The organism is Anabaena sp. UHCC 0253, from assembly GCF_009712085.1.
Taxonomy (GTDB): domain Bacteria; phylum Cyanobacteriota; class Cyanobacteriia; order Cyanobacteriales; family Nostocaceae; genus Dolichospermum.
On record NZ_VILD01000010.1, the window covers coordinates 13,863 to 31,288 of the forward strand.

Annotated in this window: 17 protein-coding genes and 1 pseudogene; 6 read left to right on the forward strand and 12 right to left on the reverse strand. The window is 36.4% G+C overall.

What is annotated here, in order from left to right:
* Window positions 1-75 precede the first annotated feature (75 nt).
* From ureG to FJR38_RS22950, 5 genes are all read right to left on the reverse strand, one after another.
* Entirely contained in the window at window positions 76-672 is a 597-nt protein-coding gene (gene ureG / locus FJR38_RS22930; protein WP_168499965.1) for an urease accessory protein UreG, read from the reverse strand.
* A 5-nt stretch (window positions 673-677) separates the two neighbouring features.
* Complete coding sequence (locus tag FJR38_RS22935; RefSeq protein WP_168539626.1) at window positions 678-1,364, reverse strand: urease accessory protein UreF; 687 nt, start codon at window positions 1,362-1,364, stop codon at window positions 678-680.
* The gene (gene ureE / locus FJR38_RS22940; RefSeq protein WP_168539628.1) at window positions 1,342-1,782 is read right to left on the reverse strand and encodes an urease accessory protein UreE; all 441 of its coding nucleotides are present in this window, start codon (window positions 1,780-1,782) and stop codon (window positions 1,342-1,344) included. The genes FJR38_RS22935 and ureE overlap by 23 nt, the downstream gene beginning before the upstream one ends.
* A 159-nt stretch (window positions 1,783-1,941) precedes the next feature.
* Complete coding sequence (locus FJR38_RS22945; RefSeq protein ID WP_168539630.1) at window positions 1,942-2,343, reverse strand: DUF2267 domain-containing protein; 402 nt, start codon at window positions 2,341-2,343, stop codon at window positions 1,942-1,944.
* 305 nt (window positions 2,344-2,648) lie between these two features.
* Entirely contained in the window at window positions 2,649-4,928 is a 2,280-nt protein-coding gene (locus tag FJR38_RS22950; RefSeq protein WP_168539632.1) for a serine/threonine-protein kinase, read from the reverse strand.
* Window positions 4,929-5,667: 739 nt separating this feature from the next.
* Between FJR38_RS22950 and FJR38_RS22955 the strand changes: the two genes are divergently transcribed.
* From FJR38_RS22955 to FJR38_RS22965, 3 genes are all read left to right on the forward strand, one after another.
* Complete coding sequence (locus tag FJR38_RS22955) at window positions 5,668-6,189, forward strand: NYN domain-containing protein (RefSeq protein WP_104387051.1); 522 nt, start codon at window positions 5,668-5,670, stop codon at window positions 6,187-6,189.
* Between the two features lie 203 nt (window positions 6,190-6,392).
* A complete protein-coding gene (locus FJR38_RS22960) occupies window positions 6,393-7,985 on the forward strand; it encodes a 2-isopropylmalate synthase (RefSeq protein ID WP_168539634.1) in 1,593 nt (530 codons plus the stop codon).
* Window positions 7,986-8,249: 264 nt separating this feature from the next.
* A complete protein-coding gene (locus FJR38_RS22965) occupies window positions 8,250-8,912 on the forward strand; it encodes an ester cyclase (protein WP_168539636.1) in 663 nt (220 codons plus the stop codon).
* Window positions 8,913-8,965: 53 nt separating this feature from the next.
* On the opposite strand, the gene FJR38_RS22970 is transcribed toward FJR38_RS22965, so the two are convergent.
* The 3 genes from FJR38_RS22970 to FJR38_RS22980 all read right to left on the reverse strand — a co-directional run bounded on the left by FJR38_RS22970 (window position 8,966) and on the right by FJR38_RS22980 (window position 10,306).
* Window positions 8,966-9,388: a DUF29 family protein gene (locus FJR38_RS22970; protein WP_168499978.1), complete on the reverse strand. Its 423-nt coding sequence runs from the start codon at window positions 9,386-9,388 to the stop codon at window positions 8,966-8,968.
* Window positions 9,389-9,539: 151 nt separating this feature from the next.
* Window positions 9,540-9,932: a hypothetical protein gene (locus FJR38_RS22975; RefSeq protein ID WP_168499980.1), complete on the reverse strand. Its 393-nt coding sequence runs from the start codon at window positions 9,930-9,932 to the stop codon at window positions 9,540-9,542.
* A 56-nt stretch (window positions 9,933-9,988) separates the two neighbouring features.
* Entirely contained in the window at window positions 9,989-10,306 is a 318-nt protein-coding gene (locus FJR38_RS22980) for a ribbon-helix-helix domain-containing protein (RefSeq protein WP_168499982.1), read from the reverse strand.
* Window positions 10,307-10,623: 317 nt separating this feature from the next.
* On the opposite strand from FJR38_RS22980, the gene FJR38_RS22985 reads away from it, so the two are divergent.
* Window positions 10,624-11,175 (forward strand): GNAT family N-acetyltransferase, encoded by a 552-nt coding sequence (locus FJR38_RS22985; RefSeq protein WP_168539638.1) that lies wholly within the window; start codon window positions 10,624-10,626, stop codon window positions 11,173-11,175.
* A 14-nt stretch (window positions 11,176-11,189) separates the two neighbouring features.
* Window positions 11,190-11,696 (forward strand): hypothetical protein, encoded by a 507-nt coding sequence (locus tag FJR38_RS22990; protein ID WP_168539640.1) that lies wholly within the window; start codon window positions 11,190-11,192, stop codon window positions 11,694-11,696.
* Window positions 11,697-11,774: 78 nt separating this feature from the next.
* On the opposite strand, the gene glmU is transcribed toward FJR38_RS22990, so the two are convergent.
* The 3 genes and pseudogenes from glmU to FJR38_RS23005 all read right to left on the reverse strand — a co-directional run bounded on the left by glmU (window position 11,775) and on the right by FJR38_RS23005 (window position 15,174).
* Window positions 11,775-13,130 carry a bifunctional UDP-N-acetylglucosamine diphosphorylase/glucosamine-1-phosphate N-acetyltransferase GlmU gene (glmU, locus tag FJR38_RS22995; protein ID WP_168539642.1) on the reverse strand — a complete coding sequence of 452 codons (1,356 nt, stop codon included), beginning with the start codon at window positions 13,128-13,130 and terminating at the stop codon, window positions 11,775-11,777.
* A gap of 153 nt (window positions 13,131-13,283) precedes the next feature.
* Window positions 13,284-13,853, reverse strand: a pseudogene (locus FJR38_RS23000) (HD-GYP domain-containing protein); the annotation flags it as partial.
* 433 nt (window positions 13,854-14,286) lie between these two features.
* Complete coding sequence (locus FJR38_RS23005) at window positions 14,287-15,174, reverse strand: tRNA (5-methylaminomethyl-2-thiouridine)(34)-methyltransferase MnmD (protein ID WP_168499990.1); 888 nt, start codon at window positions 15,172-15,174, stop codon at window positions 14,287-14,289.
* A gap of 74 nt (window positions 15,175-15,248) precedes the next feature.
* Here FJR38_RS23005 and FJR38_RS23010 point away from each other — a divergent pair, with 74 nt between their 5' ends.
* On the forward strand, window positions 15,249-16,067 hold the full coding sequence (locus FJR38_RS23010; RefSeq protein ID WP_168539822.1) for a sulfurtransferase: 819 nt from the start codon (window positions 15,249-15,251) through the stop codon (window positions 16,065-16,067).
* 137 nt (window positions 16,068-16,204) lie between these two features.
* Here FJR38_RS23010 and FJR38_RS23015 read toward each other — a convergent pair whose 3' ends face one another.
* Window positions 16,205-17,416, reverse strand: coding sequence for a hypothetical protein (locus tag FJR38_RS23015; RefSeq protein ID WP_174764112.1), 1,212 nt, complete (start codon window positions 17,414-17,416; stop codon window positions 16,205-16,207).
* Window positions 17,417-17,426 lie beyond the last annotated feature (10 nt).

A 17,426-nucleotide genomic window follows, 5' to 3' on the forward strand; every position in this document is an offset into this window, starting at 1 on the left:
ATGACAATGGAGAATAGGAATTAAAATGACTAATTTTTAATTCCTATTCTTGTGAAAAAAATAATATCCATATTACTAATCAATAGCCGCATTAACAAACTGAATGACATCTACTAATCCAGTTTGAGTTTTCAGATTTGTAAAGATAAAGGGTTTATCACCGCGCATTTTTTTGGCATCTCGCTCCATCACATTCAAATCAGCACCTACATAGGGAGCAAGATCGGTTTTATTAATAACTAATAAATCAGATTTAGTAATACCTGGACCACCTTTGCGGGGGATTTTATCACCAGCAGCGACATCAATTACATAAATTGTTAAATCTACTAATTCGGGGCTAAAAGTAGCAGCTAAATTATCACCACCACTTTCTAAAAAGACTAAATCTAAATCTGTAAATCTTTCTTCTAATTGTTCAATTGCGACTAAATTCATGGAAGCATCTTCGCGGATAGCAGTATGGGGACAACCTCCTGTTTCTACACCCAAAATGCGATCGCTTGACAAAGCCTGAGAACGTACTAAAAACTGAGCATCCTCTTGAGTATATATATCATTCGTCACCACTGCTAACTGATATTTTTCCCGTAATCCCTTACATAAAGCATCAACTAAAGCAGTTTTCCCTGAACCCACCGGACCTGCAACTCCTACCCGTAAAGCAGTCATAATTTTTAACTCCTAAATAGCCTAGTATACTGGGTTTCGTGCTGCATACTAGCCAAAGACAAACCCCAACTACAACATCCCAAATCATCATCCTCCATGGTCAGAATTTCCCCGACTGTAGAAGTTAATAAAGGCTGTAAACTCAGTAATAATTCTTGTCCCACAGTTTGTCCGAGAGGAATAAGTTTGATTCCAGCCGTAATTAAATTATTAGCCCAACTATGTAAATAAGCTAATAAAGCAGCTTGAATATTTATATCCCAATGAGAGCAAGCTATAGCAAAAGCGATCGCATAATTACCAGGATAACCTACAGCATGAATTAACGGCAGTATTTCCGGTTCTAGCTTACCTAATAATTGCATCAGAGAACGCCCCATTTGCCAACTAGCAGCCCGTAATTCTTCCGTATCTCTCACCGCTGACAACCATAAATTCCACCGCTTTAAAGCCTCCATATCATCCATTTGTACAGCACTAAAAACCCTGACCATTACTGCCGCATCTAGGCGAATTGAGCCATACATTAATTCAAATTTTAGCCAATTTTTGAGATTTTCAATATTAGTAATAGTACCATTCTCGACTAACATTTCCAAACCCTCCGAATAGCCATAAGCACCAACAGGTAAAGCCGGACTAGCTAATTGTAAAATCGCCAAAAAATTACTATGAGTGAGAGTGATTTCCATAAGCCCCTAACTCTGGTTGAAAAGGTACAATTTCCTCTTTAACTTCTAAGCCCAACTGTGTCAACATAGCAGCTAAAACCGGATCTGGAGACAAGCGTAAATAAGTCGAAGTAATTTCTACAGGTACATGACGATTTCCCAAATGATAAGCAGCCCTTAATAATAAGGGAATTTCTGCCACTACAGTTAAAACAGGTTCAGGTTTAGCAATAATTCTCATATAAATACTTTGAGTTTCATCTGTGAGAATATCACCATCATTTAATACTGTACCTCTCGATAAACGCAAAAAAATATCTTTACCATCTGCTAATGTAAATTTATAACGACTACGACTGCGTTCTTCCGCTGTTAGTGAAATACTTGTACTAACTATAGCATCAGTATTAAATGGTTTCCGTTGAGTAAAAGTTAGCATAATTTCCAAAATAAAGTAAGTAACTGAGCAAAATATCACACTGGGAAGTGCTGTAATTTTGCACCTATAGCCAATTTTAAATCATGGGTAAACACAAATATACCCGATTTCTTCAAGAAATCGGGCATCTTAAATTTTTAATTCGCAAATTTCTCCTAACTAAACAGAAATTCTATCTGTAACTGACATCGTAAACAACTCCTCATAATCATGAGAAAAATAGTTATAAAATTTGCGAAATTTATCAGAAGCAACAGCATTTTGTAAAACAGCAAAAACCGCCCGTACATGAATAATAGACGTAGTTGGTTCTAAACTTTCTTTTTGACTGATTCTTTCAATAAACTCCTGCAAATGAAAAGATTGAATAGTCTCCGTTTCATTTCTACGTAAATACTCTCTTAACTCCTGGGGTATTTGTGCTGATAAATCTGCTATTTCCTCACTAGGAATAATTTGTGTAAGTACCTCTAAAGTCGCACGAGTAGCTACTTCTGCCTCTTCACGAGATTCTGATTGTGACAGACTTTGTACATGGGTTATGAACTCGCTATATTCCATTTTTATCTCCCGTATTCAAATCAATATTTTGGATCATAAGTACAATAATTATGAGTCAGAGGCGTTTTTAAATAAAAATATTTCTGCTTAACAACCTCTAACTTATAACTAAATGTTTCTAGCTAAAAGTTGACTTTGCTATGATAAATTTACCTTAGTTTAGACTTTAATTATGAAATTAACTTCAGGCTAAAGAAGTAGATAGAACTATATCTGTGGTTAGATTCAACTTGCCAAAATTTATTTATACATCTGTTTGGATGAAGGTGACAGCAGGAAGAGAGGTCTAATTACCAATTACCAAATCAAGTATCTTCTATCCAAGGTGCAGTAGCAGCGTCAGCATCAATATCATCATCTGAATAGTCTGTTTCTGTCCCCATATTTTCATATTCAGATATGGGGATTTTATTTAAAGCTTCTATCACTTCAAATGCAGAATTATATCGTTGTTTATAATCATCCATGACCATTTTTTTGATAACTTCTGCAAAAGGTTCAGTAACGGTGGCATGATTTAACCAGATTACTTCTCCATTGCTATCATGTTTTAATTCGTGGGGAGAAATACCTGTTAAAGCTTTAATACCAATCATACCAATGGCGTAAATGTCGCTATTATATTGAGGACGACCAAAACATTGTTCATTCGGTGAATAACCTTTAGTTCCAATCCCAATCGTAAAAGCTGTTGAATCAAAACTTTCTGTAATTTGAGTGCTGACTTCTTTCACAGCACCAAAATCTATTAAGACAACTTTTTGATCTGATTCTCGACGAATGATATTATTGGGTTTAATGTCTCTATGAATTACGCCATTTTCATGGACAAATCGGATAATTTGCAAAAGGTCTTTCAATAGTTTAATAACTAAATTTTCTGGGAGATTTTTACCTAATCCTAATTCTTTGCTGAGGGGATGACCAATTATGTATTCTTGAATTAAATAAAATTCTTGGTCTTCTTCAAAATAAGCGAGAAGTTGGGGAATTTGATTATGTGTTCCTAACCTTTCCAGGGTTTTTGCTTCAGAATTAAATAACCGTCTAGCCAGGGCTAAATTTTCCTCTTTAGCGGTAGCTGGTTTAAGTTGTTTGACAACACATTGTGGGTGATCTGGACGGTGGATATCTTCAGCAATGTAGGTTTCACTAAATCCACCAGCACCAAGGACTTTAATAATTTGATAACGTCCACTGAGTATTTTACCTTTGACTTCTAAATCTCTTTTTTGAATCAGGTCTTGGAGGTCATTTTGTTGGCTGAGAATTTCCTGAATAATGGGGGATGATTGATATTTTTGAAAAATTGTGACTAATTGTTGTTTGTTAATTTTTTCTTTGATAACTTCCGAACTAAAGTAACCAATTCCGTTGAAGGCGATCGCTATTATTGGTATTGTGGTAGGTAACATTATGTGACTATAAATAAAGCTCCCATAACTAATTCCTCCCCAAGTCATAGCCACAGCCATACTTAATAAAAGTCTCTTAATCCCATTTCTAGTTCTAGTCACTACCAAACCTGTACTACCTACCAATATCAGCACAAATAAACCATTTAATATGGAATTATTAAAGGCTGGAGCAATGGTTTTATTAGTCATCAAACTAGCGATCGCATTACCATGAATTTCGACCCCAGCCATCCTTTGATTTGCGGACATAGCTACGGGGTGAATATCATGAAGTAACTGGGCTGTAGCCCCAATTATCACAATTTTATCTTGAAAAACTTTTCCCTGTTGTAAATAATTATTCCAGTTTTCTGGGTCGAGAACAGACCAAAAAGAAATGGTTTCAAATGTCCCTTGATTTCCCCAAAAATAAATGCGATCGCCCTTTGGTTGTGGATATTTTACTTGTGCAGATGCTAAAATTGCTTCTGCAAAGGAGGGAATTTTGGTATTGATCAGATCATCCACAGACAAAGACTTGTTAAACTCACCACCTAGTCGGTGAATTTTACCATCTACATCTAAGGGGAAATTTACAGTCCCAATGGATACTGACGCAGTGAGAAACATCCTCTGGGGTTGGGCTAATTGTGTAAATGCTCCTTGATGTGTATCAAAATTTTCGTAAAGTGCCGCTAAAGTTACTTTATTGCCATATTTTTGTAATACTGTCTGTAATTGGCGATCGTCATCTTCACCATAAGTGCTAGGCTTGTCAAAAACTAGATCCAATGCTACTGACTTCGCCCCAGCCTTCATCAACTTAGTGATGACTTGAGCATAAGCTTCTCGCTTGTATGGGAAAGATTTCAGTGGTTCTAGGTAGGCATACTGTTGTGGATCTGATTTATAGTACTGTTCAGGAGTGGAGATGGACTGATCATCAATTGCTAAAATTACAATATCTTCGGGCGGTTTTATTGTCCCCCGCAGTTGAAACCAAGTTGTCACCACTTGATTTTCCATCCATTGCACTCCCGTTCCACCAGACACGCTCAGTAAAGCTGCTATCAATGCGGAAGTACCAGTTAGTAAATGAATCAAACTCACCGCTCGCTGGGACTGCTGTCCTGATTTGCCAACAGAAGCTGATTTTTTAGTTAAGCTAGATATAGGTTCTTGTTCCATATTGTGTTACTGATTAATTTAAGTACAACACTTTTATTTATTCAGAACCCTGTTCGACTCCTAAAAACTTCAAATGTAAGACTTAAATGAGCATCTTATCCGTTTGTCAACTATCCGCTAATTTTCATCTAACTTATATCAGTATATTTGCTGTACAAAACCTCTATACAAATACATCTCCACCTTTATGTAACTGAACCATCCTCTGTGATTACAGGCAAGGGTAGTTGTAATAAAAATTTATATTTGGAGTCATTGACTTATTAAAACTGATGTCATTGAGTATTCGCCAAATTTTAGGCGTTCATTTAGGATATCCTAGATGCGTATCCTCAATAGTCCTCTCTGTCTTCTGAAGTATTGATAATCATCTCAATTCATCACTAAAGTTGATAAAAAAACTATTGATGGATATCAGCCTATCCTCTACCCAAAATCCTATACTATACCTCTTTAGGAGTAAAATTGAATATTAGACCTCTTGCAGAATCCTGTTACTAGGTCAATTTTGTTGGTAGATTTTGCTCAAAGAACATTTTTATTAAGTACCGGAGGTGAAACAATTTAAATAATTAGGATCTCACTTGGATATTTAGTCCAATTTCTGGCTTTAAAAGAGGTAAGATAATAGCTATACATGATTATCTACTTCATAGATATTAGCAAAATTACCATTTAATAATTGCTATAATCTATTATTCCATCTAGCATTCTTATCTATTATTAGGTGTAAATTTTTATGGGTTCTCCAATGAATCGTCTGTCTATTTTTGTAGACGGAAACAATATGTTCTATGCTCAACAAAAAAATGGCTGGTTTTTTGACCCACGGCGCGTTTTAGAATACTTTAAATACGAACAGTCAGAAACAACATTAATTAATGCTTTCTGGTACACTGGATTAAAAGACCCCCAAGACCAACGCGGCTTCCGAGATGCACTCATCAGTTTAGGATATACAGTCCGCACGAAAATCCTTAAAGAGTATTATGACGATGCTTCTGGTCGTTATTCCCAAAAAGCGAATTTAGATATTGAAATTGTCGTTGATATGTTTAATACAGTAGATCAATATGACAGAGTTGTATTATTCAGCGGGGATGGTGACTTTGAAAGAGCTATCGAACTATTACGCTCAAAAAATACGCATATTACAGTAGTATCAACTGAAGGCATGATTGCCAGGGAGCTACGCAATGCTACTGATAGATATATAGACTTGAACGATATTAGAGACAGAATAGAAAAAACTGACGGTTAATAACCTTAGTATTTATTTATAAATCTCAGAGTGAAAGACTAAAGTTCCTAGTTCAAGCTATTTTATCAAGAAAGAATTTAGGAATTAGGAGTTACCGAGCAGAATCAATTCTATCGGACGAGGATAAAACCACATTTGATTGCTCCTAATTCCCATATTTTCTTTTATTTAGCCCCCTCTCAAAACTAAACAAGGTTAAGCTAATGAGTAAACAAGCCGATAGAATTATCATCTTTGACACAACATTGCGCGACGGAGAACAGTGTCCAGGAGCAACTCTCAACATAGACGAAAAGCTGGTTATTGCCAAACAACTAGCACGTTTAGGAGTAGATATTATTGAGGCTGGATTTGCTTTTGCTAGTCCTGGAGATTTTGAAGCAGTTAGCAAAATTGCCCAAACTGTGGGAACAGAAAATGGTCCAGTGATTTGTAGTTTGGCCAGAGCCAGACATGATGATATCAAAGCCGCAGCAGCAGCTATCAAACCAGCAGCAAAAGGCAGAATTCATACTTTTATTGCCACTTCTGATATTCACCTGCAATATAAGTTAAAAAAGACTAGACCAGAAGTAGTGGCGATCGCTGAAGAAATGGTAGCCTATGCTAAAAGTTTCACCGATGATGTAGAATTTTCTCCAGAAGATGCCGGACGTTCTGATCCAGAATTTTTGTATGAAGTATTGGAAAGAGCGATCGCTGCTGGGGCAACAACTGTTAATATTCCTGATACCGTAGGATACACTACCCCCAGCGAATTTGGGGCAATCATTAAAGGCATTACTGAAAATGTCCCCAACATTGACAAAGCCATTATTTCGGTTCACGGACATAATGATTTGGGTTTAGCAGTTGCTAACTTTTTAGAAGCTGTCAAAAACGGCGCTCGTCAACTAGAATGTACCATCAATGGCATTGGTGAAAGAGCCGGAAATGCAGCTTTAGAAGAATTAGTCATGGCTCTGCACGTCCGCAGACAATATTTTAATCCCTTCTTAGGACGCGCTGAAAATTCAGAAGCATCACTCACCAATATTGACACCAAACAAATCTATAAAACCTCCCGTTTGGTTTCCAATTTAACGGGAATGTTGGTGCAACCAAATAAAGCAATTGTCGGTGCAAATGCCTTTGCTCATGAGTCTGGGATTCACCAAGATGGGGTATTGAAAAACAAACTCACTTATGAAATAATGGATGCCCAATTGATTGGTTTATCCGACAATCAAATAGTATTGGGTAAACATTCTGGGAGAAATGCTTTTCGGACTCGCTTGAAAGAATTGGGTTTTGAACTATCAGAAACCGAATTGAATAAAGCCTTTGTTAAATTCAAAGACGTAGCTGATAAAAAGAAAGAAATCTCTGATTGGGATTTGGAAGCGATCGTTAATGATGAGATTCAACAAGCACCAGAGTTATTTAAAGTAGAGTTAGTACAGGTTTCCTGTGGTAGCAACGCTAAACCCACTGCTACAGTCACTCTCCGCACTCCTGACGGGGAAGAATTAACTGATGCAGCCATTGGTACTGGTCCAGTAGATGCGGTGTACAAAGCCATCAATCGGGTAGTCAATGTACAGAATGAGTTGATTGAGTTTTCTGTGCAATCTGTCACCGGGGGAATTGATGCTTTGGGAGAAGTGACAATTCGTTTACGCCATGAATCCCGTGTATTTTCAGGTCATGCAGCCAATACTGACATTATTGTAGCATCGGCGCAAGCTTACGTAAATGCACTAAACAGATTGTTTTCATCTTTACAGCAAGAAGTGAAGGAAGAAGTCACAGCATAAAAGGTGTAAATAGTTTTTGAACTTTTCAAACCACATTAATGTGGTTTGATTTTTTGGCGTTGCTGAATTGAGGTATGAAATTCCTAAATTGAATCTTTAAAACTCTTACCTTTGCGTCTTTGCGCCTTTGCGTGAGACTAAAATTCATACTCTTAATCAGCAACGCCGATTTTTTATGTGTGTTAAGTTTTTGATCATTTTGATACTCATATGATTACATAAGCCTTTATGCTAATTAAAGTTGTTTTTAGTACGTAAGCTTAAATGAGTAGCGATAACACTACAGAATTACCTCTTTGGGTGCAAGATAGAGAAAAAGTCCTTGCTCAGGATCAAGGGGTAGTATGGAGAGAAGGAAATAAACCGGATTATTCCTACACTAATGAATTTCTCCACCAAGAAAGTAAATTCAATCATCCAGAAGGTTCATTAGAAGCGATCGCTCAAAACCTAGTTCGGACATTTGAGATGGAAGCTTCTTATAAACTTAATCCTCAACAATGGCTTTCTATTGTTGGTGATAAGTTTAGAATGAGCAGCAATGGAGGAGAAAAATATACTGCGGAAGAAGTTGTCAAACAAGGGACTTATAACTTATTTATAGTTGAAAATGAACATTATTGTCCTGCGGCTGAAACCTTTGAATCTTCCTATGAACTATTTCATAATGCTTTTCCCAATGGTTTTTTATGGGAATTAACAGAAGTGCTTTCTGGACCTCCTAATGTCAGCTTTAAATGGCGACATTGGGGGACATTTACAGGTACTTACAAAGAATATGTACCCACAGGAGAAACAATAGAAGTTACAGGTATGAGTATTGCTCGTGTGACTGAAGATTTAAAGATTGAATCTTTAGAGCATTATTTTGATAATAACGCCTTTCTCCAAAAATTAACCGCAGGTGGTTGTCCCTTTCATTCTTAGATAAAATTCAGTTTTCCAGGGTGTGTTAGTAAGTTAACACACCCTGGAATTTGCTAGTGTTGAATTAATTCTAGCGACAGAGATAAAATTTCTTGTTCATTAACCATAGCTGCTAATTCTTCTGTTTCATAACGTCCTTCATAAGCTTCTAACGCCGCTCTTTTTAGTGCTACTTGATATCCTTGTTGAAGAATTTCCATTAATTCTGTTTGATTCAAGTAAACACCACCAGATTTGCGGCGTTTATTAATTTTATTGATTTCCCGTACTGCATTTTCTATGGAAAGTTCCCAAGAACGGGTAGAACGTTTTTCAGCTTTTTGTTTGATTAAATGGATGAGGAGAATTACGCCATAACTATCAATTTTATTGATTTTATCACTGAGGCTCATTTCTTCTAATTCATCCACTAATAGTAATGCTTCATGGATTTTTCCTTGTTGTAAGAGTTGTCTAATTTCCAGTAGTTCTTCCATGTTAAATTTTTCGCTTCATGAAAAACATTTATTTTGGTTTTAGCTAATATTTCTGCTTACTGCTATCTCAATTCTAAACTGAAAACTTTCCCAAAGAAAAACCCCTACATGGGCTAATTTAGTAGGGGTTGTTCACTATTTTTAAATATCTTTAATCATCTTTCTTACCTTTATCCCGTCTTAGCACTCCTAACAGCGTTACTTGTGGTGCGATTACAATCGGAATAATGTCTTTAACAAAACCCCTCACGCTATCGGATTTGTCCAAAGCGATATATGATATTGAAATTAGAGCAACCAAGCTAGATGCAAATATCCCTGTCAGGAAAATAAGTAGTCTGGCTTTGTTGTCTTCATTCTTATGAGCTAACGTAAGTTTGAGGAATGCTTCCTCACTTATTTCTCGTGAAACAGGTTCATCACCTACTGTACTTACTACCACTAACTCATCAGGAAGTAGAGAATTATTTTTATCATCTTGAGTACCAACAGATGTTAGCACTTGGTTAGTAGGTACTTGTTTTGCGATGTTGTTAACAGTCATTTTAAGAACTTTTTCGTAGAGTTTGCTGGGTTACTCTCCCCACCTCTACCCTATCCTTATCTGAAAATCACCTCCCTAATCTTCTCATTGGGTTTTTGAAGCAGAATCTGAGAGCCATTTTTTCTTTCTTTGAGAAAATAGGCTTCAGTCGCTATAGCCTTTCTAAGAGCTTCGCTTTTAGAAACACCTTGCGTTTCCGCTAAGTAGTGCAGTAGCTCGGCAGCTTCATCAGTCATTAAAACTGATATTCGCTTTCCAGATGTAGAGTTGGGAGAGTCTTGCACACTAGGGCTTTGGGTTTCTCCTGAAACGACTGAATCCTGCCCTGTGTCTAATTTTTTGCCTTTTGGCGTATAGTTTGTTGCAATTTTCATGTCCTTACCTTTGTTTTATGTGTGATAAAACTGCCTTATTTATAATGGCAGTTCATGTTCATACTACCCATTATATGCCATTTTTATGTTTTTGTGCTGCACAAAATAATATTTTTTGCATATCAAATTAATATTAAGGTATGTAGTAGATATGTCGATTAGACACATTTATGAGAGATTAATCCAAAAAGAGTATTTTTATTGTAAGTAGAAACTTATTGAATCTAGTACAAATGAAAATATCTATTATTATGCACTATACGAAACCCATTCAGCGATAAACTCAACTTATATAAAAATTCAGACAGGGTTTATTAGTGCAGCTACAAATTCAATTAAATCGAGGTACAGACAACTCACCAGTTAACGCCAATCTTGTTGAATTATCTCAAAAGCACATCCATGATTATGAAAACTTATGGCGCGAGGAGTTACGAGTTTTTCAAGCAGAAGATAAGTTTTGGGATTGGTTATTTAAACTGGGATATATTAGCAAACAAGACAACCAAGAAGGCTATGCGCTGGAATGTGAAGATTGTACTCAAGGGTTAATGATGGTGGAAACTCAATTACACGGTTCACGCTCTGCAATTGGGCAAAGATTAGTATATATCCAGTACATTACCTCTGCTCCTTGGAATCGTAAAGAAATACAACGTCCACCACGATACAAAGGTGTAGGGACTGCATTATTGAGATATGCACGACTCAGAAGTGTAGAGTTAGGTTATGGTGGAAGAATTGGACTGCATTCACTTCCAACTGCGGAACGATTTTATGAAAACCAAAATATGCTCAATCTTGGTATTGATGAAGAATACGAGAATCTTACCTACTTTGAATATGGTATCTTACGACTACAAAAATGATGCAGGGAGTAATTATGAATAATAACCAAAATGTAGCTGAAGCTATTGATTTACTTTTTAACCCAGCATCTCTCCAAGAAGCAATTCAAATTGAAGATGAAACCGACTGCGACGTGACAGCAGGATTAGATTGGGGTTTAGCAATTCACGCTGTATTGCAAAATCCTGGAATGTTCGGAAGAATGACACAGTTGCGCGTATCACTCAACCGAGAACTGCGATTACTTTTGAAAGAATGGAATTTGGGTATAGGAGAAAAAACAGCAGTAGAAGTAGCACAAAAACGATTAATTCAAAGACTACAATTACCCCAACCTATAGCTTTATCAGCACTGCACGATATTTTAAAACAAGATGAATTATATAATGTTGAAGAATTTATATCTAATCGGGATTTATTAAAATCACTTTTACCTATTTTATTATTAGCTAGTGATTGGGAAGAAATAGCTCTAGCTGCTGCAAATTCGGTACGAGAACAGGTAATTTATAAAGTAGGAATTAATCAGATTTCTGCATAAAAATGTATTTCTTCCTTTGCGTCTTTGCTCCTTTGCGCGAAACAAAAAGGGTGCGTTATTAATGCACCCTAAAAAATATTAACTGTCAGTTTTCATCTTCCAACCTGGTTTCACAACTTGACGACTGCGTGCAATTACTAAAGAATCATCAGGGACATCTTCTGTCACCGTTGAACCTGCGGCTATGTAGACATCATTCCCCACAGTAATAGGTGCAACTAAAACACTATTAGAACCGGTTTTGGTGCGATCGCCTATAATTGTTCTATGCTTCTTCACACCATCATAATTAGCAGTAATTGTCCCCGCACCAAAATTTACCTGAGTTCCCGCTGTTGTGTCACCTAAATATGAGAGATGTGCTACATTAGTGCGATCGCCTAATTGGGTATTTTTCAACTCTACAAAATTACCAATTCTGCAACCGATACCCACCTCTGCATGACCACGTAAATGAGCATAAGGTCCAATCCGAGTTTGAGATTGAATAATACTATCTGTGACTACAGAATATTGAACAGTGACATTTTCACCCAACTCACTATTTTCAATTAAACTTCCTGGACCAATCCGACTACCAGATTTAATTACCGTTTTCCCTCGCAAATGAGTTTGCGGTTCAATAATTACATCTGGTTGTAATTCCACAGTTTCATCAATAGTAATACTTGCAGGATCAATTAACGTCACACCTGCTAACAACCATTTTTCCTTAATCCGTCTTTGCAAAATATCGTTAGCTGTTGCTAATTGCAATCTATCATTAATTCCCAAAATTTCTTGATAATCTTGCACATCTACAGCCATCACCTTCCCCACTTGAGTTACAGCGTCAGTCAGGTAATATTCTTTTTGGGCATTATTAGCTTCTAATTGAGGCAAAAACTTTGCTAAATCTGGCCAACGGAAACAGTAAATACCCGCATTTACTCGATTATTTTCTCTTTGGTTAGGAGTACAATCTTTATCCTCAACCATTTTTTGAACAGTACCATCACTGTTACGAAAAACTCTTCCATAACCTTGGGGATTTGCTAATTGTGCAGAGAGAATAGTACAGGAATTCTCATTTTCTTGGTGAGTTTGTAAAAGGTTTTTCAAAGTTTCCGTCCGCAACAAAGGGACATCACCATTTAAAATCAATAAATCCCCAGTGTAACCTTCTAAATGGGGAAGCAATTGTTGGATAGCATGACCTGTGCCTAATTGTACAGTCTGTTCTACAAACTCCAGTCCATAAATTGAATCCAGGGCGGTTTTTACTTCCTGGGACTGATAACCAACAATCACTAACCTGCGTGAAGGTGAAAGGAGTTCAACACTTTCAATAACGCGCTCAACTAAAGATTTTCCTCCCAAAGAATGTAAAACTTTGGGTAGGTTAGATTTCATTCTTGTTCCTTTTCCTGCTGCGAGAATTGTTACAACAACCATAATTAATTATCAGTGAATTTGCGATAAATGCTTTTTTGAATTGTTCTGTTCAAGGTCAGATCATATCAGTTAATCATCTCAAATAAGAAGAAGACTTTTTATTGTTCACGTGATGTATCCAATTTTCGAGATTTCTTTAACAGACAAAGATTGTTAATATTTTGTTCTGAAATTGTCTGACTGGAGAATAAATTCGGTAAACTTTTCCATCAGTTCCGGATTACGCCAACCAGTATTAGTTTCTTTCCACATCAGTGAAATTGCTAATTCTGATGTCAGCCCTTTTTTATAAGGTCTTGTACTAATCAAAGCATCGTAAATATCAATAATTTGAAATACTTGAACTATATAGGGGATTTCATTTCCTTTAAGTCCGTCAGGATAACCTGAACCATCCCAGCGTTCATGGTGATTGCGAATAATAGGAAGCACACCTTTCGTACTTGCTAATGGCTGACAAATTCTTTCTCCGATCACAACGTGCTGCTTCATAATCTCCCATTCATCTGGGGTAAGTTTTTCCTTTTTCAGCAACACTGTATCAGGAGTCGCTATTTTACCTATATCATGGAGATAAGCACCCCAGGTTATATCTCGAATTTCCACAGGTGAAAGTTGTAGATATTTTCCAAATTCAGAACCCATTTTTACCAGTCTTTCACAGTGATCACCTGTATCAGGATCACGACTACCGATCGCTACAGCAAAAAAAAACAATAGTTGATCAGTACCTTCTAAATTTGGATGATTTTTTAAAACACTCGAAGTTTTATAAACTATAGAATCATAGATATTAGTAGTATTATATTCGATGTCCGAAAATAAAGGTGTTGCTATTTCTCGGATGAGATTTTCTTGATTGTTTGTAGAATCCAAAGACTTTAATTGTTGTTGAAGCACGAAATTACCCCCTAATGATTTGACAACGTGAACTATTTCTGTTGTTAGTTAGCGACAAGATATTATTTAGTTTTGAAACTTTTAGGTATTTTTAATATGATTTGATAATTTGATGATCTTACTTGACGAAACTAAATACTTACTCACGGACTGGGAATCTACATGGAAATTATTACACAAATATTAATTTTAGTAAAGTTTTATCTTTAACAAAACTTTAAAATTGCAATAAATATATATAATGTATCTTTAAATTCTACCTTTTCCATCTTTTGCGCCATTGTGAAGTTGATTCTAGCACGGAGCTTTGTACTTCCTGTTGTCGGCGCTTGAGTATTATTTCCGCACTATCACTTAAGTAAGGATCTCGATAGGGAATAGCTGCACGAGTCAGTAAATGCTCTGCTTCTGCTGGAGAAATACGGGGAAGACTGGGCTGAGTAGAGTTTGCGTCTGTGGGGGGATGTGCTGCTATTGTCCCTGGTGTGCGTCTTCCTACGGGTGAAGTCGAGCCTATAATTAAACCAGCAGATAACAGTGCAGTTCTTACCGCAGCAGCACAAGAATAGGTAGCGAGTGACCCATTTTGATGTAAACATTGTGCTATTTTTTGGATAAACTCCACTGTCCATAACTGGGGACATCTTGGTGGTGAAAAGGGATCAAGAAAAATTGCATCAGCTTGAAAACCTGATTGATGTACCTGGAGAATTGAACTTCTCGCGTCACCAATTAGTAATTTAGCCTGGAGGTGATCTGTTTGGATTTGATGCTCAAAAGCTATTTGAGTTAAAATATCTGGACAATCGTAGTTCCAACTATCAAATAAATGATGGGTAATTGCTGCTTGGGGTACAACTGGATTTAGTTCCAAACCAATAATTTCTACGTGACAACTAGGATTTGCTTCCCAAATGGTTTGTAAAGCCGCTGCTGTGTTGTATCCTAGACCATAACAAACATCTAACAGTTGTACCGTTCCCTTTTTAGCTAAAGTTGCTAATTGAGTAGGGACAGCAAACTTGAATAAACTTTCTTGTTTTGCTCCATAATGGCTATGAAAGGTTTCGTTAAATTCTGGGGAAAAGAACGTAAAAGAGCCATCTTTTGTTTTTTGGGGTGTAAATTTTTCTAAATTGGGCATTTAAGTTAGTAGGGGCGCAGGGACTGCACCCAGTCAAGAGTCAGAAGAAAAAGGAAAAAAATTACCAATTACCAATTATGAATAATCAACTTATTGTTTCTCCACAATGGCTATTTGAAAATCTCAATAATCCTCAAGTTGTGATTGTTGATTGTCGTTTTTCCTTAGCTGATTCACAGTTAGGAAAAAAGCAATATGAAGCTAATCATATACCGGGTGCTTACTATTTAGACTTAAATCAAGATTTATCTAGTCCTGTGGGAGAACATGGAGGAAGACATCCTTTACCAAACATTGCTGAATTAGCGGAAAAATTATCAGCTATTGGGGTAAATTCCCAAAAAACTTTAGTAGTAGCTTATGATGATTCTCGTTTAGCTTTTGCATCTCGTTTATGGTGGTTATTGCGATATTTAGGACATGAACAAGTAGCTGTTTTAGATGGTGGTTTTGACTGTTGGGAAAAAGCAGGTTATTCTGTGACCAAAGTAATTCCTACATCTAGGGGAGGAACATTTATTCCCTATGTACAAAGTGAGAAAGTTGTAGATTTTACTTATGTAAAAACTCATAAAGATAACCCAGATGTAGTTTTGATTGACTCTAGGGAAGGCGATCGCTATCGTGGAGAAAGAGAATCAATTGATAAAGTTGCTGGACATATTCCCGGTGCTGTCAACTATCCTTGGACAGAAGTAACTGATGCGTCTGGGTGCATACTTCCCCATATAGAACAATCTCAACGTTGGCAAAATATAGACACAACCAAAGAAATTTTAGTATATTGTGGTTCTGGTGTCACAGCTTGTGTAAATTTACTTTCTCTAGCTATAGCCGGAATTCCCACAGCTAAACTTTACGCTGGTAGTTGGAGTGATTGGATTAGTTATTAGTTAGTTGTCAGTTGTCAGTTGTCAGTTGTCAGTTGTTAGTTGTCAGTTGTCAGTTGTCAGTTGTCAGTTGTCAGTTGTCAGTTGTCCACTGTTAGAAGCGTAAACTATTACCAATTACCCATTACCAATTACCAATTTCAAAATTTACCTAATTCAAAATTATAGTTTACACTGAAAAACCAGCTAGAAAAATCAATATTGCTTTGGCTAGAATCACCAAAATTCATACCAGATTGCAGATTTACATTACTTGTTTTAGATATACTGTAATTTAAATTTGCATATAAACGGTGTAATTGATCTTCTCTTTCCCTTTGGGTGAAATCTGATAGATTTAATTTGTAATTAATGCCAACTTGCAAGGGTTTTTGTAAATAGTAATTTAAAGAAACCCAAAAAGAGTTAATTACCCGACTACGACTTTCTGGATCAGAAAAATTAACACTTAATTCATAGATACTATCTAGCATTAACTTCTGGCTGAGAGTATCCCTTCTTCCTAAAGATAGACGCAAAGAATGTTCATTTAAAAAGCGTTCTCCAGATTGGAAAAAATTGTCATTTTGAGCATAGAATAACTGTTGATTATTCCAACTCAGTTCTCCATACATTTTCTGAGATAATTGTTGGTAAATACCTAAATTCAATCTTACTTGATTGTAACTGTATTTTGATTGGTCGAGATAACGAATCAAATTCCCATCAATAGAACCGTTGATATAGGTACTGCTGCTTAGAGGGAAATACGTAGAAGCCAAAGTTAAGCCCGAAAAAACTAAACCATCTTCTATAGGATTATCTTGAGCAGAAAAGATATTACTTGCTTGGAAGTAACCAACACGGGCTTTTAAAGAGCCGATAGGTTTAGATTCAACTGGGGATATACCTTCTAACGGTTTTGGCCTCACCCGTAAACCCAACTCCTGATTAATATCTGATTCTAGGGGTACTTGAGCTTGCTCTTGTAAATCCTGAATAAGTGGCTCTAGCTGCTGAGATGAATTAATATCAGATTGATTGTATCTTTTCTCTATTGGCTTTGGAGTTTTTGTTGGTAAGTACCTAGATTCTTCTAGCTGTTGCAAATTGCTGAAGTCTTGCTTTAGAGTTTCTACTTGTATTTCTGAGTATTTTACTTGATCATCATCAGACTGCTGATTCTCCTCTATATTTGAAAAATATGTTACATTAGATACGGGTTCATCGGGATTTTCCTGATTTTCTAAATTAGTTGCCCAAACTCTATTTTTTCCAAGATCACAGCAGTTTCCAATGAAAGAAACTAATATGATTGAAAAAAATAAGTCTTTACAAACTTGAGGTTTGATTCTGGGGATTATTGCTTGCATCTTAATAAAC

Coding starts and splice junctions, on each gene's coding strand:
- ureG (WP_168499965.1), bottom strand. CDS start 672: ATGACTGCTTTACGGGTAGGAGTTGCAGGTCCGGTGGGTTCAGGGAAA.
- FJR38_RS22935 (WP_168539626.1), bottom strand. CDS start 1,364: ATGGAAATCACTCTCACTCATAGTAATTTTTTGGCGATTTTACAATTA.
- ureE (WP_168539628.1), bottom strand. CDS start 1,782: ATGCTAACTTTTACTCAACGGAAACCATTTAATACTGATGCTATAGTT.
- FJR38_RS22945 (WP_168539630.1), bottom strand. CDS start 2,343: ATGGAATATAGCGAGTTCATAACCCATGTACAAAGTCTGTCACAATCA.
- FJR38_RS22950 (WP_168539632.1), bottom strand. CDS start 4,928: ATGGAACAAGAACCTATATCTAGCTTAACTAAAAAATCAGCTTCTGTT.
- FJR38_RS22955 (WP_104387051.1), top strand. CDS start 5,668: ATGGGTTCTCCAATGAATCGTCTGTCTATTTTTGTAGACGGAAACAAT.
- FJR38_RS22960 (WP_168539634.1), top strand. CDS start 6,393: ATGAGTAAACAAGCCGATAGAATTATCATCTTTGACACAACATTGCGC.
- FJR38_RS22965 (WP_168539636.1), top strand. CDS start 8,250: ATGAGTAGCGATAACACTACAGAATTACCTCTTTGGGTGCAAGATAGA.
- FJR38_RS22970 (WP_168499978.1), bottom strand. CDS start 9,388: ATGGAAGAACTACTGGAAATTAGACAACTCTTACAACAAGGAAAAATC.
- FJR38_RS22975 (WP_168499980.1), bottom strand. CDS start 9,932: ATGACTGTTAACAACATCGCAAAACAAGTACCTACTAACCAAGTGCTA.
- FJR38_RS22980 (WP_168499982.1), bottom strand. CDS start 10,306: ATGAAAATTGCAACAAACTATACGCCAAAAGGCAAAAAATTAGACACA.
- FJR38_RS22990 (WP_168539640.1), top strand. CDS start 11,190: ATGAATAATAACCAAAATGTAGCTGAAGCTATTGATTTACTTTTTAAC.
- glmU (WP_168539642.1), bottom strand. CDS start 13,130: ATGGTTGTTGTAACAATTCTCGCAGCAGGAAAAGGAACAAGAATGAAA.
- FJR38_RS23005 (WP_168499990.1), bottom strand. CDS start 15,174: ATGCCCAATTTAGAAAAATTTACACCCCAAAAAACAAAAGATGGCTCT.
- FJR38_RS23015 (WP_174764112.1), bottom strand. CDS start 17,416: ATGCAAGCAATAATCCCCAGAATCAAACCTCAAGTTTGTAAAGACTTA.